Below are 12,347 nucleotides of genomic sequence, written 5' to 3' on the forward strand. Positions count from 1 at the left end.
GGGGCCGGACAGGTCCAGCCCGTGACGTCGAGTACGGCGGCGTCGGACGGGGCTTCAGACAACGGGGCTCGCCTCCAGCGGTGCGGTCCGGGCGGCCGGCGCGAGGTCGAGGCGCCGGTAGAGGTAGTACGCCGCGCACGCGCCCTCGCTGGAGACCATGGTGGCGCCGAGCGGGGTGCGCGGGGTGCAGGTGGTGCCGAACGCCTCGCACTCGTGCGGCTTGATGAGCCCCTGGAGGACCTCGCCGCTGCGGCATTCGGCGGGCTCCTGCGTGGCGATGTCCGTCACGGAGAAGCGGTGTTCGGCGTCGTAGTCGCGGTAGCGGGCGGAGAGCCGCCAGCCGCTGTCCGGGATGACGCCGATGCCGCGCCAGGCCCGGTCGGTGACCTCGAAGACGTCCTCCAGCATGGCGAGGGCGGCCGGGTTGCCCTCGGGGCGGACGGCGCGCGCGTAGGCGTTGTCGACGGTGTGCTCGCCCCGCTCCAGCTGCCGTACGGCCCGTCGTACGCCTTCGAGGATGTCCAGCGGCTCGAAGCCGGTGACCACGATGGGGACCCGGTGGCGCGCGGCGAGCTCCGGGTACTCCGCCATGCCCATCACGCTGCACACGTGCCCGGCGGCGAGGAAGGCCTGGACCCGGCAGCTCGGGGAGGTCATGATCGCCTCGATGGCCGGGGGCACCCGGACGTGGGAGACGAGCAGGCTGAAGTTGGGGATGCCGAGCTTCTTCGCCTGATGGACCGTCATGGCGTTCGGCGGCGCGGTGGTTTCGAAGCCGATGCCGAAGAACACCACCTCGCGCGCGGGGTTCTGCCGCGCGATGCGCAGGGCGTCGAGCGGGGAGTACACCACCCGTACGTCACCGCCCTCACTGCGCACCTGGAACAGGTCGCGGCCGGACCCGGGGACGCGGAGCATGTCTCCGAAGGAGCAGAAGATGACGTCCGGGCGGGAGGCGATCTCCAGCGCCTTGTCGATGACCTCCAGCGGCGTCACGCACACCGGACAGCCCGGCCCGTGGATCAACTCGACCTGATCCGGAAGGAGTTGGTCGATCCCGTGCCGGATGATGGTGTGGGTCTGGCCTCCGCAGACCTCCATCAGCGCCCAGGGGCGGGTGACGGTGGCGTGGATGTCGTCGAGCAGGCGGCGGGCCAGCTCGGGGTCCTGGAACTCCTCGATGTACTTCACTGCTGCTGCGCCTCCTGTACGGCGTCCCCGGCGTCCCGGGCGTCCCCGGCGTGCTGCGGCTGCTCCGCGATGTCGTCGGCGAAGGGCCAGTCCGCCACTCCCGCCTCGGTCGCCGCCCGCTCCCAGGGGTCGCCGAACTCCTCCTGGAGCATGCCGAGCTGCGCGAAGAGTTCGAGGGTCTGCCGGGCCGACTCCTCGTCGAGGCGCTGGAGCGCGAAGCCGACGTGGACGATGGCGTACTCACCGACCTGGAGGTCCGGCAGGTACTCCAGGCACACCTCCTTGACCACACCGCCGAAATCGACGGTGGCCATGCGGGTGCCGTCCTTCTCCCCGATGTCAAGCACTCTGCCGGGTACCGCCAGGCACATGGCCCTCTCCTTGCTGTGGGTGTTGCGGGGCGCGGGCCGCCACCATGAGCTGGCCGAGGGCCAGGCCCCCGTCGTTCGGCGGGACGCGGTGGTGACGCAGGACGGTGAAGCCGCGCTCGCGCAGCAGGCGGGCGCAGGCGCAGGACAGCAGGGTGTTGGCGAAGACCCCGCCGGACAGGGCGACGGTGTCGAGTCCGTGGCGCTCGCGCGCGAGGACGGCCAAGGCGGCCACGAGCTCGGCTACGGCCGCGTGGAAGCGGGCGGCGATGCGCGCCCGCGGCGTACCGGCCCGTACGTCGGCCACGACGGCCGCCAGCAGGGGAGCCGGGTCGGCCGTGACCGGAACCCCGCCGCCGGGCTCTCCCGGGTGCAGGGCGAAGGCGTACCCGCCGTCCGGTCCGGCCGCGGGCACGGCGCCGGGCCCGGCCCCCGCGAGGGCCGCGCACTCCAGCTCGACGGCGGCCTGGGCCTCGTATCCGGCGTGGTGGCATACGCCCGCCAGGGAGGAGACGGCGTCGAAGAGGCGGCCCATGCTGGAGGTGGGGACGCAGTGCAGGTTCCGTTCCAACTGTCGGCGCAAAAGGCGCAGTTCCTCGGGCGGGCAGGCCTGCGTGCACGGCAGGTCCGGGTCCCAGTCGAGTCCGGCGGCGCGCAGGTGGGACAGGGCCATCCGGTAGGGCCGGTGCACGGCGGCGTCGCCGCCCGGCAGCGGGACGTAGGCGAGGTGCGCGAACCGGGTGTACCCGGCGTAGTCCGCCAACAGCACCTCCCCGCCCCACACCGCCCCGTCGTCGCCGTATCCGGTGCCGTCGAACGCGAAGCCGATCACCCGGCGCGCGCCGTCCTCGCCGTGTTCGGCCATCGCGGAGGCGATGTGGGCGTGGTGGTGCTGGACGCCGACGACCGGCCGGCCGGCGGCCCGGCCGCGGACCAGGCGGCCCGAGCGGTAGCCGGGGTGCCGGTCCACGGCGAGCAGTCCGGGGGTGACGCCGGTGATGGACTCCAGCTGCTGCTCGGCGCGTTCGAAGGCGTACTGCGTGGCCAGGTCGTCCATGTCGCCGATGTGCGCCGACAGCCAGGCCTTGCGGCCCTCGCCGAGACAGAAGGCGTTCTTGAGGTCGCCCCCGGCGGCCAGGGCGGCCGGTACGGGCAGCGGCAGGTCCAGGGGCAGCGGCGCGTGGCCGCGCGAGCGGCGCAGGGTCAGCGGCTCCCCGTCGCAGACGCGCACCACGGAGTCGTCGCAGGGGACGTGGATGGGCCGGTCGTGGGTGAGCCAGCCGTCGGCGAGCCGGGCCAGCCGGTCCAGGGCATCGGTGTCGTCGGTGACGATGGGCTCGCCGGAGAGGTTCCCGCTGGTCATGACGAGCAGCCGCGGACCGGGCGGGTCGCCGGGAAGTCCGAGCAGCAGATGGTGCACGGGGGTGTACGCCAGCATCACACCCAGGTCGGGGCTGCCGGGGGCGACCCCGTCGGCGACGAGCCCCCCGGCGGCGGCTCCGGATCGGCGGCGCAGCAGGACGATGGGCCGGACGGGCCCGCCGAGCAGATCGCGTTCGGCCGGCCCGAGGTGGACCAGCGGCTCGACGTCGGCGGGTTCGCGGGCCATCAGGGCGAACGGCTTGTCCCCGCGGGCCTTGCGGCGGCGCAGCTCGGCCACGGCTCGGGGGTGCGAGGCGTCGCACGCGAGGTGGTAGCCGCCGAGCCCCTTGACCGCGAGGATCGCCCCGTCGGCCAGCATCCGGCGGGCCTCGGCCACCGGGTCGGCGCCGGCCGTCTCGCGCGGCGGCGATCCGGTGAGCAGGCGCAGCCGGGGTCCGCAGTCGGGGCAGGCCACCGGCTGGGCGTGGAAGCGGCGGTCGGCGGGGTCGGCGTACTCGTGGGCGCAGGCGGGGCACAGGGGGAAGCGGGCCATGGTGGTGTGCGCCCGGTCGTACGGCAGCCCGGTGACGATGGTGAAGCGGGGGCCGCAGTGCGTGCAGGTGATGAAGGGGTGCCGGTGGCGCCGGTCGGCGGGATCGGCGAGCTCCGCGAGGCAGTCGGCGCAGGTGGCCACGTCCGGGGAGACGAGGGTGCGGGCGGGCCCGCCGGAGCGGGAGGCCACGATGGTGAAGCCGGCGCCGCCGGAGACGGGGACCTCGTGGTGGTCGACGGCGTCGACGACGGCCAGCGGCGGCGCGTCGGCCGCGAGGCGTTCGCAGAAGGCCGATACGGCGGCCGGTGCGCCCTCGACCTCGGCGACGACCCCTTCGGGGGTGTTGGTGACGTGCCCGGCGAGGCCGAGGCCGGTCGCGCGGGTGTAGACGTACGGGCGGAAGCCGACGCCCTGCACCACTCCGCGCACGGTGACCCGGCGGCGCTCCACGGATTCCATCAACGGGTCGGCACCACGCCGGAGTGCGGGTGCACGGCCCGCGTGGCGGAGCCGGGACCGGTGTGGCCGGGACCGCTCTCGGGACCGGGCCCGTGACCGTGCCCGGGGCCGTGACCGGCGCCCGGTGCGTGGTGGTGGCCGGGTACGTGGTCGTGGTCGTGCCCGGCGGCGTGGTCGTGGGCCGGGCCCTCGGCGTGGTGATGGTGGTGTGCGGGGGGCTGCTGGGCCATGACCGGGGCGTGTACCGCGCCGCCGGCGCCCACCGCCAGCGCCCGGTCGAGCAGGATGCCGAGGCCCTCGCCCCGGCGGGCCGAGGTCAGGACCACCTCCACCCCCGGGTTGACCTGCTGGACGTGGGCGCGGAAGGCGGCCTCGTCGAACTCCACGGCCTGCGCGATGTCCGTCTTGGTCACCACGACGAGCTGGGCCAGCCCGAACGCCGTCGGGTACTTGAGGGGCTTGTCCTCGCCCTCCGTCACCGAGGCCAGCACCACGCGCAGCGATTCCCCGAGGTCGTACGAGGCGGGGCAGACGAGGTTGCCCACGTTCTCCACGAACAGCAGCCGGGTGTCCTCGGGCATCCAGCCGTCGAGGTGGCGCCCCAGCATGCCGGCTTCGAGGTGGCAGAGCCCGTCCGTGAGCACCTGCTTCACCGGAGCGCCCGAACGCGCCAGCCGCAGCGCGTCGTTCTCGGTGGCGAGGTCGGCGGTGAGGGCGGCGACCGCCACCCCGCGCTCGCACGCCAGGCCGAGTTCGCGCTCCAGCAGGGCGGTCTTGCCGCTGCCCGGGCTGGACAGCAGGTTGACCACCGTCGTGCCGCGGGCGGTGAGTTCGGTGCGCAGGGTGTGCGCGGCCGAATCGTTCTTGGCGAGGACCGCCTGCCTCAGGTCGACCACACGGCACATGGTTCAGCGCTCCTCGGAGATCGGTTCGCGGGCGGGGGTGGGGGTGGGCGCCGGGGTGCGGACCCGGTCGCAGCCGGGGCCGGGGCCGTCCTCCCAGTGCACGCTGAGGATCTGCAGCTCGCGCCCGGCGAGGAGTTCGACGTCCGTCGCCTTCCCGCAGCCGGGGCAGACCAGCTGGGGAGGCATACCGACGGCCCAGTCGCCCGTACAGGAGCGGCACCGCGCGCGGGCGGGCACCGGCTCGGTCACGAGCTCGGCGCCCTCCAAGGCCGTTCCCGCGCAGGCCAGTTCGAAGCAGAAGGCGAGGGCGTCGGGCACCACCCCGGCCAGTTCTCCGACCTGGAGCCGGACCGAGGTGACGGCGTGCGCGCCACCGGCCCCGGCGGCTTCCTCCACCTGGGCCACCACGGCCATGGCGATCGACATCTCGTGCATGGGACTCCGTCCTGCCGGGCCTCATTAGACCGGCCGGCGCCGCGAGGGGCGGTCGGGCACGCCGACGCGCCGACGCCCCGTACGCCATTCGGGCGCCGGGGCGGTCGCACGTCAGGGATGACGGGGCGGGGACCGCCGGATCACATGCGGCGGATCTTCAGATAGCGCTGGAGGTCGGGCAGCACCATGCTCAGCGCGCAGGCGAGGACGGCGACGGCCGCGCCGCCGATGATGGCTCTCTTCATGGGTTCTCCTCGGTTCTCCTCAGTTGGCGGTGGCGTTGTGCTCGTGGTCGAGCGGTTCCCCGTCCGGGTGGCGGACCAGGTCCAGGACCATCCGTACGGCTTCCGGGACCGCCGCGGCCACCGGGGCGCTCAGGCCGATGCCCTCCTCCAGGCAGCCGGGTTCGCAGCCGACGACCCAGATCCGCCGGGGCGGCGAGGTGCCGGTACCGGCGCACAGGGTGTCCAGCAGGGCGAGCACCGCGTCGGGGGACATCTGGTGCCCGTCGAGTACGGGGCCCTGCGGGGCGAGGGAGCCGGGCTCCGCGGCCTCGATCAGGTACAGGGTGCCGGGCGCTGCGCCGCGGGCGGTGGCGTCGACGAGGACGAGGGTGTCGTAGCCGTCGAGGAGCTGGTAGGCGAGGTGGACGCCGCGCACGCCGATGTCCACCACCTCGACGTGCTCGGGCAGCCCGTGCCCGGGCCCGGTCAGCCGCCGGACGGTCTCGACGCCGAACCCGTCGTCGCCGAGGAAGACGTTGCCGATGCCGGCGACCAGGACGCGGCTGCTCACGCCTCCTCCAGGGGCGCGACCTCGTCGGGCTGGAAGTAGAGGAACCGGCCCTGTTCGCGGCGGATGTCGGCGCCCGGGTCCCCTTCGACGGTGACGGCGAGGTGCACTCCGCCGTCGACGTCGTGGAGGACGGCCTCGACCCTGGCGGCGGCGCCTTGGAGGAACAGGTCCTGGGCGTCGGTGCGCCGCAGGCCCGGGCGCAGGACCACGCGGCTGCCGGGGCCCACCGGGGTCCCGTCGATCAGGACCCGGTCGGGGGACGGACCGGCGGGGTCCGCGTGCGCCGGGTCCCACCAGGGGGTCTCCGGCCGGAACACGGGGTCCTCGTCGAAGAGTTCGGCGAACGACTCGGGGGTGGCCGCGGGTGATCCGGGGTCGGTGATCTCGCGCAGCGCGCGGACCGCGCCGTGCAGGCGTTCCAGTACCTCGGGCGGCATGCTCTCGGCCAGGTCGATGACGGCGGCCGCGCGGGAGTCGGTGCCGCGGGCCTCGCGCTTCTCCTGGTCGGTGAGGGCCGCCGTGCGCAGGGCGAGGATCTCGTCGATCTCGGTGGCGTCGTACATGGCCCCGATGCTCTCGGGGGCGATGCCGGGGTGGTCCTCCAGGATGATCGGCGAGGACAGCACCACGTCGCTGCTGCCCGGTTCTCCGGCCAGGACGGGCCAGGTGTGCCGGTTGGCGCAGGTGGCGACGGAGGCCTTGGCCCACTCGGGCGGGTCGGTCATCGAGAGGAAGGACCCGGCGCTCAGGCCCAGCAGGAGGTGGGCCGCGACCAGCGAGCGGGGCAGCGCCGCATCGCGCTCCGCTCCCCCGGCGGGGTCGGTGCCCGGGGCCCAGGCGCTCGTGTTCTCGACCACGGCGATGAGTTTGAACGCCCGGTAGGGTACGTCCAGTTGCTCGGCGCGCAGCCGCAGCACGCCGTCGGCACGCTCGGTGCGCCGGACCAGCCGGCCGACCTCCCGCCCGTCGGCGCCGAGGACGGGTTCGGTCTCCTCGCGGGCGGGCCGGGCGAAGGGCAGCGAGACCTCGCCCTCCTCCAACTCGGCCACGGCGACGGTCATTTCGACCCGCTCCTCGGTTCCCTCGTCCCACGGGACCAGCACCCGGTCGGGCCGGTGCAGCTCGGGAACGACCGCGAACGAGCCGTCCGGGCGGACCTCTTCGACCGTCCGGCGCTGCGCGTGCAGGAAGCGCAGCTCGACGGCGAGGGTGGCCGCGCCCCGGGGTTCCATGACCACTTCGGTGCGCTGGAAGGAATGCTCGCCGTGAGCGGGGCCCCACGCGGGCGGGACCAGGACGCCGAACTGCCAGCGCAGCCGGTTCTTCGCCGCGGAGGCCCGGTACGGGTAGAGGACGTACCCCTCGAAGAGGACCGCGTCGGCCACCTGCCGGGCGACGGCGAAGCGGGAGTCGGGCAGGGCCGTCGTGGTCATGGCGCGCTCCTCTCGGCGGCCCGCGGCAGTACGGCGCCCGCCCAGGCGGGGTCCGGGGGCGGCGGCTCGGCCGCCGACGCCGCGTCCAGCAGGGCCCGTACGGTCGCCTCCCAGGAGGCGAGCGCGTGGCGGGAGCGGTAGGCGAGCAGCTCCGCCATGGTGTCGCGGGGCAGCCGCAGCCAGCCGCAGCCGGGGAAGTGCTGCTCGACCATCTCCCGCCACACCTCGGCGGGCATCCGGAACGGGGCCTCGCGGTCCCAGGGGACCGGCTCGACCTGGAAGCCCCCGGCTCCGGTGAAGGCGGTTCCCGAGAACAGCATCAGCAGCGGCGCCTCACCCTCCTCCAGGGCGCTGAGGTAGCGGCCGGAGGCGATGTCCATGTCGTACGAGCACGGTACGACGACGTCGGTCTCGGTCTCCCCGGTGAAACTGGGGACCATCACCGAGACCTGGGCGAACTGGAGGGGCTGGAGGGTGTTCCCCCACCGGGCCCGCTCCCCGAACAGGTCGTGGAGCGCGGCCGCTTCGCCCGAGCCGTAGCCGCGCCGGGCCGGCTCGATGCGGATCTGGCAGCGCAGCGCCAGGGCGTGGACGCGTTTGTCCGGGGCGGTGGTGATGCGCAGCCGGAACACGAGGGTGGGGCCAGCCGCGTACGGGTCGGCGCGGACCCCGGTGCACGCGAAGGAGAAGTCGGTCACGGCCGCCCCTCCCCCGCCCCGGCCGGGACCTTGGCCCGGCGCTCCACCTGGGCGAAGAAGGCGTCGAGCGCGGCGCGGGCCTCGGCCCCGCCGTCGAAGCCCTGCCACAGCAGCCGCATCCGCCCCACCAGCTCGTAGCAGATGTCGATGGGCACGAGGTAGCACTCGGTGCGGCCGCCGGTCCGGCGCAGCAGCAGCGCCTCGACATCGGGTTCGAGCAGCGCGGCGAGCGCGCCGCCGCCGAGGACGTCCTGCCAGGTGGCCGGGTCCAGTTCGCTCTCGGTGGCTCCGGCCGGGCTGGGGTAGAGCGCGACCAGCCGGTCGAGGGCGGCGTTGCGGAAGAAGAAGGCGACGCCGACCGGGATCTGGAGCCGCTCCCAGGCGCCGTCGCCGAGCCGGTGGTCCGGGTCGGTGAGGTAGCGGTCGGGGACGGCGCGGAAGCGCCCGGTGGCGGCGCCGGGCCGGTCGAACAGGAGGGCGCAGGCGGTGCAGGCGCAGACCAGGGCCCTCTTCTCGACCTCCACCAGGTGGCGGTGGCCGTCCTCGGGGACCGCCACCGCGCACAGTTCGCAGCGCTCGACCCGGGGCGGCCGGGGCCCGGTGAACCGGCGCAGCCCGCGCGGGCCGGCCGGGGCTGCGGGCTCCGCCGCCGTCCAGGGGTGCGTCGCGCTCACCGGGCCCGCGCCGGGGCCTGCGGGCGGGTGCCGATCTGGAGCAGGGGCAGGGGCGGTTCGGCCGCTTCGAGCTCCACCGAGGTCACCTCGGGCGCGAAGCAGGCCAGCGCGTCCTCGACGCCCTGCGGTACGGCGTCCCCGCCGGAACCGCAGCCACAGCCGCCGCCCGGGGCGGAGCGCAGGCGCAGCACGCCGGTCGCCGCGTCGAAGCCGACGAGCTCCACGGGGTCCCGTACGGAGTCCAGGGCGCGGGCGATCCGGGCGTGGACGTCCTCGGGGTGCAGGTCGTGCAGGGCCAGCAGGCTCGCGACGAGCTCGTCGTCCAGCAGGCCGCCGAGGCGCTCCACGCCGAGCCGCTCCACGATGCGGGCGAGCCCGGCCCCGTAGAAGTCCATGAGCACGCGCACGAGTTCCTCGGCCGCGGCGCAGGCCGCGCGGTCGCCGGAGGCGGCCAGCCGGTCGAGGACCTCGTCCACCCGCCGGCCCGCCTCGCGGGCGTCGGTCACCGTCACGCTCATCCGCCCAGTCCGCTCAGGCCGGTGGGCACGTGCATCTGCTTGACCGTCTTGCCGCTGCCGACGTACATGTGGACGCCGCAGGGCAGGCAGGGGTCGAAGCTGCGCACGGCGCGCATGATGTCGATGCCCTTGAAGTTCTCCGGGGAGTTCTCCTCGAAGATCGGGGTGTTCTGGACGGCGTCCTCGTACGGTCCGGGGGTGCCGAAGGTGTCGCGGGTGCTGGCGTTCCACGGGGTGGGCGGGTACGGGTGGTAGTTGGCGATCTTGCCGTCCCGGATCACCATGTGGTGCGAGAGCACGCCGCGCACGGCCTCGGTGAAGCCGACTCCGATGGACTCGTCCGGAACCTCGAACTTCTCCCAGGTCTGGGTGCGTCCGGCGCGGACCTCGGCCAGGCCCTTCTCCGCGCAGTGCAGCGCGATGGCGGCCGCGTACGCCTGGAAGTACGTGCGGGCGCGGTTGCGTTCCAGCGCGTTGCTCCACTTCGGGATCTGCCACTCGAAGCGGGTCTCGGGCTTGGTCATGGTGCGGGGCAGGGTGATGACCACGCTGTGGCCGGTGGCCTGGACGTAGTCGGTGTGCACCAGCCCGGACAGGGCGGTGGACCACAGGCGGGCGATGGGGCCGCCGCCCGTGTCGAGGGCGAGGTGGTCCTTGCCGTCGAACCAGCGCGGGGACATCACCCAGCTGTACTTGTCGTCGAAGTTCCGCTTCTGCGGGGCCGGGATGGTGTGCTGGTTCCACGGGTGGCGGGCGTCGACCGGGTTGCCGAGCGGGTCGTGGGTGACGAACTTCTCCTGGCCCTGCCAGTCGTCGTAGTACGAGCTGCCGAGCAGGATGCGGATGCCGAGGTTGATCTCGGTGAGGTCGTTGGTGACCAGCTTCCCGTCCACCACCACGCCCGGGGTGACGAACATCTTCCGTCCCCAGTCGGTCATGTTGGCGTACGTGAAGTCGCAGTACTCGGGGTCGTTGAGCGCGCCCCAGCAGCCGAGCAGGACGCGCCTGCGGCCGACCTCCTCGTACCCGGGCAGGGCCTCGTAGAAGAAGTCGAAGAGGTCGTCGTGGAGCGGGACGACCTTCTTCATGAACTCGCAGTACCGCATGAGGCGGCTCATGTAGTCCGTGAAGAGCTGGACGGAGGCGATGGTGCCGACGCCGCCCGGGTAGAGGGTGGAGGGGTGCACATGGCGGCCCTCCATCAGGCAGAACATCTCGCGCGTGTACCGGCTGACCTGGAGGGCCTCGCGGTAGAACTCGCCCTCGATGGGGTTGAGCGAGCGCATGATGTCGGCGATGGTGCGGTAGCCGTGGTCCCCGGCGTGCGGGGCCTCGGTGCGCTCGGCGAGTTCGAGGACGCCGGGGTTGGTCTCGCGGACCATCTTCTCGCAGTAGTCGACCCCGACCAGGTTCTCCTGGAAGATGTTGTGGTCGAACATGTACTCCGCCGACTCGCCCAGGTTGATGATCCACTCGGCGAGGTGGGGCGGCTTCACCCCGTACGCCATGTTCTGGGCGTAGACGGAGCAGGTGGCGTGGTTGTCGCCGCAGATCCCGCAGATGCGGCTGGTGATGAAGTGCGCGTCGCGGGGGTCCTTGCCGCGCATGAAGACGCTGTAGCCGCGGAAGACGGACGAGGTGCTGTAGCACTCCGCGACCTTCTTCTGCTTGAAGTCGATCTTCGTGTGGATGCCGAGACTGCCCACGATCCGGGTGATCGGATCCCAGGCCATCTCCACCAGGCCGCTGCCGTCACCGGCCGCCTTCGTCTTCGGTGTCATCTTGTCTGCCGTGACCCTTCTTGGAGCCGGGAGCTGGAGGTACGTGGAGCCGGTGCGGTGGACGGGGTGGCGGGCGCAGCCGGGGCGGCGGGGGTCACCAGGGCTTGCGGTAGCCGGTGGTCAACTGCCGTCCGGGATGGCGCCACTTGGGCTCCTGGTCCACGGTGTGCTCGGTGATCGACCTGAGCTTGCGGATCAGCGTTCCGTACACCCCGCTCGCGGTGGCGGAGACCTTGGCGCCGGGGGGTTCGTCCATGAACGGCATGAACTTGTCGGGGAAGCCCGGCATGGTGCAGGCGATGCAGATGCCGCCGACGTTCGGGCAGCCGCCGATGCCGTTCATCCAGCCGCGCTTGGGCACGTTGCACTTGACGACGGGACCCCAGCAGCCGAGTTTGACCAGGCACTTGGGCGAGTCGTAGGTCTGCGCGAACTCACCCTGCTCGTAGTAGCCGGCCCGGTCGCAGCCCTCGTGCACGGTGGCGCCGAAGAGCCAGGTGGGACGCAGCTTGTCGTCCAGCGGGATCATCGGCGCGGAGCCGGCCGCCTGGTAGAGCAGGTAGGTGAGGGTCTCGGAGAAGTTGTCCGGCTGGATCGGGCAGCCGGGCACGCACACGATCGGGATGCCGGCCTTGGAGGTCCAGTCCCAGCCGAGGTAGTCGGGCACGCCCATGGCGCCGGTGGGGTTGCCCTCCATGGCATGGATGCCGCCGTACGTGGCGCAGGTGCCGATCGCCACCACGGCGAGGGCCTTGGGCGCGAGGCGGTCGATCCACTCGCTGGTGGTGATCGGCTGGCCGGTCTCGGGGTCGTCGCCGAAGCCGCACCAGTAGCCCTCGGGCTTGATCTTCTCGTTGGGGATCGAGCCTTCGACGACGAGCACGAAGGGGTCGATCTCCCCGCGCTCCCCCTTGAAGAACCACTCGATGAAGGTGTCGGCGCCGCCGACCGGTCCGCACTCGAAGTCGATCAGCGGCCAGTGCACGGCGATCTTGGGCAGTCCCGGGAGGACGCCCATGACGATCTCTTCGATGCTGGGCTGCATCGCTGCCGTCAGGGACACCGAGTCGCCGTCGCAGCTCAGTCCGGCGTTGATCCAGAGGATGTGGATCGGGGGGTCCTCTACCGCCGTGCTCGGCGTTGCTGCATCCATGAGGATCGCTCCTTGGAAGGGG

The 12,347-nt window shown here is 73.1% G+C and carries 13 protein-coding genes; all 13 read right to left on the reverse strand.

The features are described from left to right. Positions 1-54 precede the first annotated feature (54 nt). Positions 55-1,191: a hydrogenase formation protein HypD gene (gene hypD, locus CP980_RS02330; protein ID WP_150492451.1), complete on the reverse strand. Its 1,137-nt coding sequence runs from the start codon at positions 1,189-1,191 to the stop codon at positions 55-57. Beyond that, positions 1,188-1,562 carry a HypC/HybG/HupF family hydrogenase formation chaperone gene (locus CP980_RS02335; RefSeq protein ID WP_150492452.1) on the reverse strand — a complete coding sequence of 125 codons (375 nt, stop codon included), beginning with the start codon at positions 1,560-1,562 and terminating at the stop codon, positions 1,188-1,190. Before CP980_RS02335 ends, hypD begins: the two co-directional genes overlap by 4 nt. After that, on the reverse strand, positions 1,531-3,933 hold the full coding sequence (gene hypF, locus CP980_RS02340) for a carbamoyltransferase HypF (RefSeq protein WP_132753529.1): 2,403 nt from the start codon (positions 3,931-3,933) through the stop codon (positions 1,531-1,533). Before hypF ends, CP980_RS02335 begins: the two co-directional genes overlap by 32 nt. Further along, positions 3,933-4,838, reverse strand: coding sequence for a hydrogenase nickel incorporation protein HypB (gene hypB, locus CP980_RS02345; protein ID WP_150492453.1), 906 nt, complete (start codon positions 4,836-4,838; stop codon positions 3,933-3,935). The genes hypF and hypB overlap by 1 nt, the downstream gene beginning before the upstream one ends. Positions 4,839-4,841: 3 nt before the next feature. Further along, positions 4,842-5,273: a hydrogenase maturation nickel metallochaperone HypA/HybF gene (locus CP980_RS02350; protein ID WP_132753533.1), complete on the reverse strand. Its 432-nt coding sequence runs from the start codon at positions 5,271-5,273 to the stop codon at positions 4,842-4,844. 140 nt (positions 5,274-5,413) lie between these two features. Further along, entirely contained in the window at positions 5,414-5,518 is a 105-nt protein-coding gene (locus CP980_RS36660) for a DUF6893 family small protein (RefSeq protein WP_373313010.1), read from the reverse strand. Positions 5,519-5,537: 19 nt separating this feature from the next. Next, complete coding sequence (locus tag CP980_RS02355) at positions 5,538-6,068, reverse strand: hydrogenase maturation protease (protein ID WP_132753535.1); 531 nt, start codon at positions 6,066-6,068, stop codon at positions 5,538-5,540. Then, complete coding sequence (locus CP980_RS02360) at positions 6,065-7,501, reverse strand: hypothetical protein (RefSeq protein ID WP_150492454.1); 1,437 nt, start codon at positions 7,499-7,501, stop codon at positions 6,065-6,067. Before CP980_RS02360 ends, CP980_RS02355 begins: the two co-directional genes overlap by 4 nt. After that, a complete protein-coding gene (locus tag CP980_RS02365; RefSeq protein WP_132753539.1) occupies positions 7,498-8,199 on the reverse strand; it encodes a DUF6084 family protein in 702 nt (233 codons plus the stop codon). Before CP980_RS02365 ends, CP980_RS02360 begins: the two co-directional genes overlap by 4 nt. Continuing rightward, positions 8,196-8,873, reverse strand: coding sequence for a DUF5947 family protein (locus tag CP980_RS02370; RefSeq protein ID WP_132753541.1), 678 nt, complete (start codon positions 8,871-8,873; stop codon positions 8,196-8,198). Before CP980_RS02370 ends, CP980_RS02365 begins: the two co-directional genes overlap by 4 nt. Then, the gene (locus CP980_RS02375) at positions 8,870-9,391 is read right to left on the reverse strand and encodes a hypothetical protein (protein WP_099894563.1); all 522 of its coding nucleotides are present in this window, start codon (positions 9,389-9,391) and stop codon (positions 8,870-8,872) included. The genes CP980_RS02370 and CP980_RS02375 overlap by 4 nt, the downstream gene beginning before the upstream one ends. Then, a complete protein-coding gene (locus CP980_RS02380; RefSeq protein WP_132753543.1) occupies positions 9,388-11,172 on the reverse strand; it encodes a nickel-dependent hydrogenase large subunit in 1,785 nt (594 codons plus the stop codon). Before CP980_RS02380 ends, CP980_RS02375 begins: the two co-directional genes overlap by 4 nt. 94 nt (positions 11,173-11,266) lie before the next feature. Further along, positions 11,267-12,325: an NADH-quinone oxidoreductase subunit B family protein gene (locus tag CP980_RS02385; RefSeq protein WP_053693570.1), complete on the reverse strand. Its 1,059-nt coding sequence runs from the start codon at positions 12,323-12,325 to the stop codon at positions 11,267-11,269. Positions 12,326-12,347: the final 22 nt, after the last annotated feature.

It is taken from the genome of Streptomyces vinaceus (assembly GCF_008704935.1).
In the GTDB taxonomy this organism is placed as follows: Bacteria; Actinomycetota; Actinomycetes; order Streptomycetales; family Streptomycetaceae; genus Streptomyces; species Streptomyces vinaceus.

Coding starts and splice junctions, on each gene's coding strand:
- CP980_RS02360 (WP_150492454.1), bottom strand. CDS start 7,501: ATGACCACGACGGCCCTGCCCGACTCCCGCTTCGCCGTCGCCCGGCAG.
- hypB (WP_150492453.1), bottom strand. CDS start 4,838: ATGTGCCGTGTGGTCGACCTGAGGCAGGCGGTCCTCGCCAAGAACGAT.
- CP980_RS02385 (WP_053693570.1), bottom strand. CDS start 12,325: ATGGATGCAGCAACGCCGAGCACGGCGGTAGAGGACCCCCCGATCCAC.
- CP980_RS02350 (WP_132753533.1), bottom strand. CDS start 5,273: ATGCACGAGATGTCGATCGCCATGGCCGTGGTGGCCCAGGTGGAGGAA.
- CP980_RS02335 (WP_150492452.1), bottom strand. CDS start 1,562: ATGTGCCTGGCGGTACCCGGCAGAGTGCTTGACATCGGGGAGAAGGAC.
- CP980_RS36660 (WP_373313010.1), bottom strand. CDS start 5,518: ATGAAGAGAGCCATCATCGGCGGCGCGGCCGTCGCCGTCCTCGCCTGC.
- CP980_RS02380 (WP_132753543.1), bottom strand. CDS start 11,172: ATGACACCGAAGACGAAGGCGGCCGGTGACGGCAGCGGCCTGGTGGAG.
- hypF (WP_132753529.1), bottom strand. CDS start 3,933: ATGGAATCCGTGGAGCGCCGCCGGGTCACCGTGCGCGGAGTGGTGCAG.
- CP980_RS02375 (WP_099894563.1), bottom strand. CDS start 9,391: ATGAGCGTGACGGTGACCGACGCCCGCGAGGCGGGCCGGCGGGTGGAC.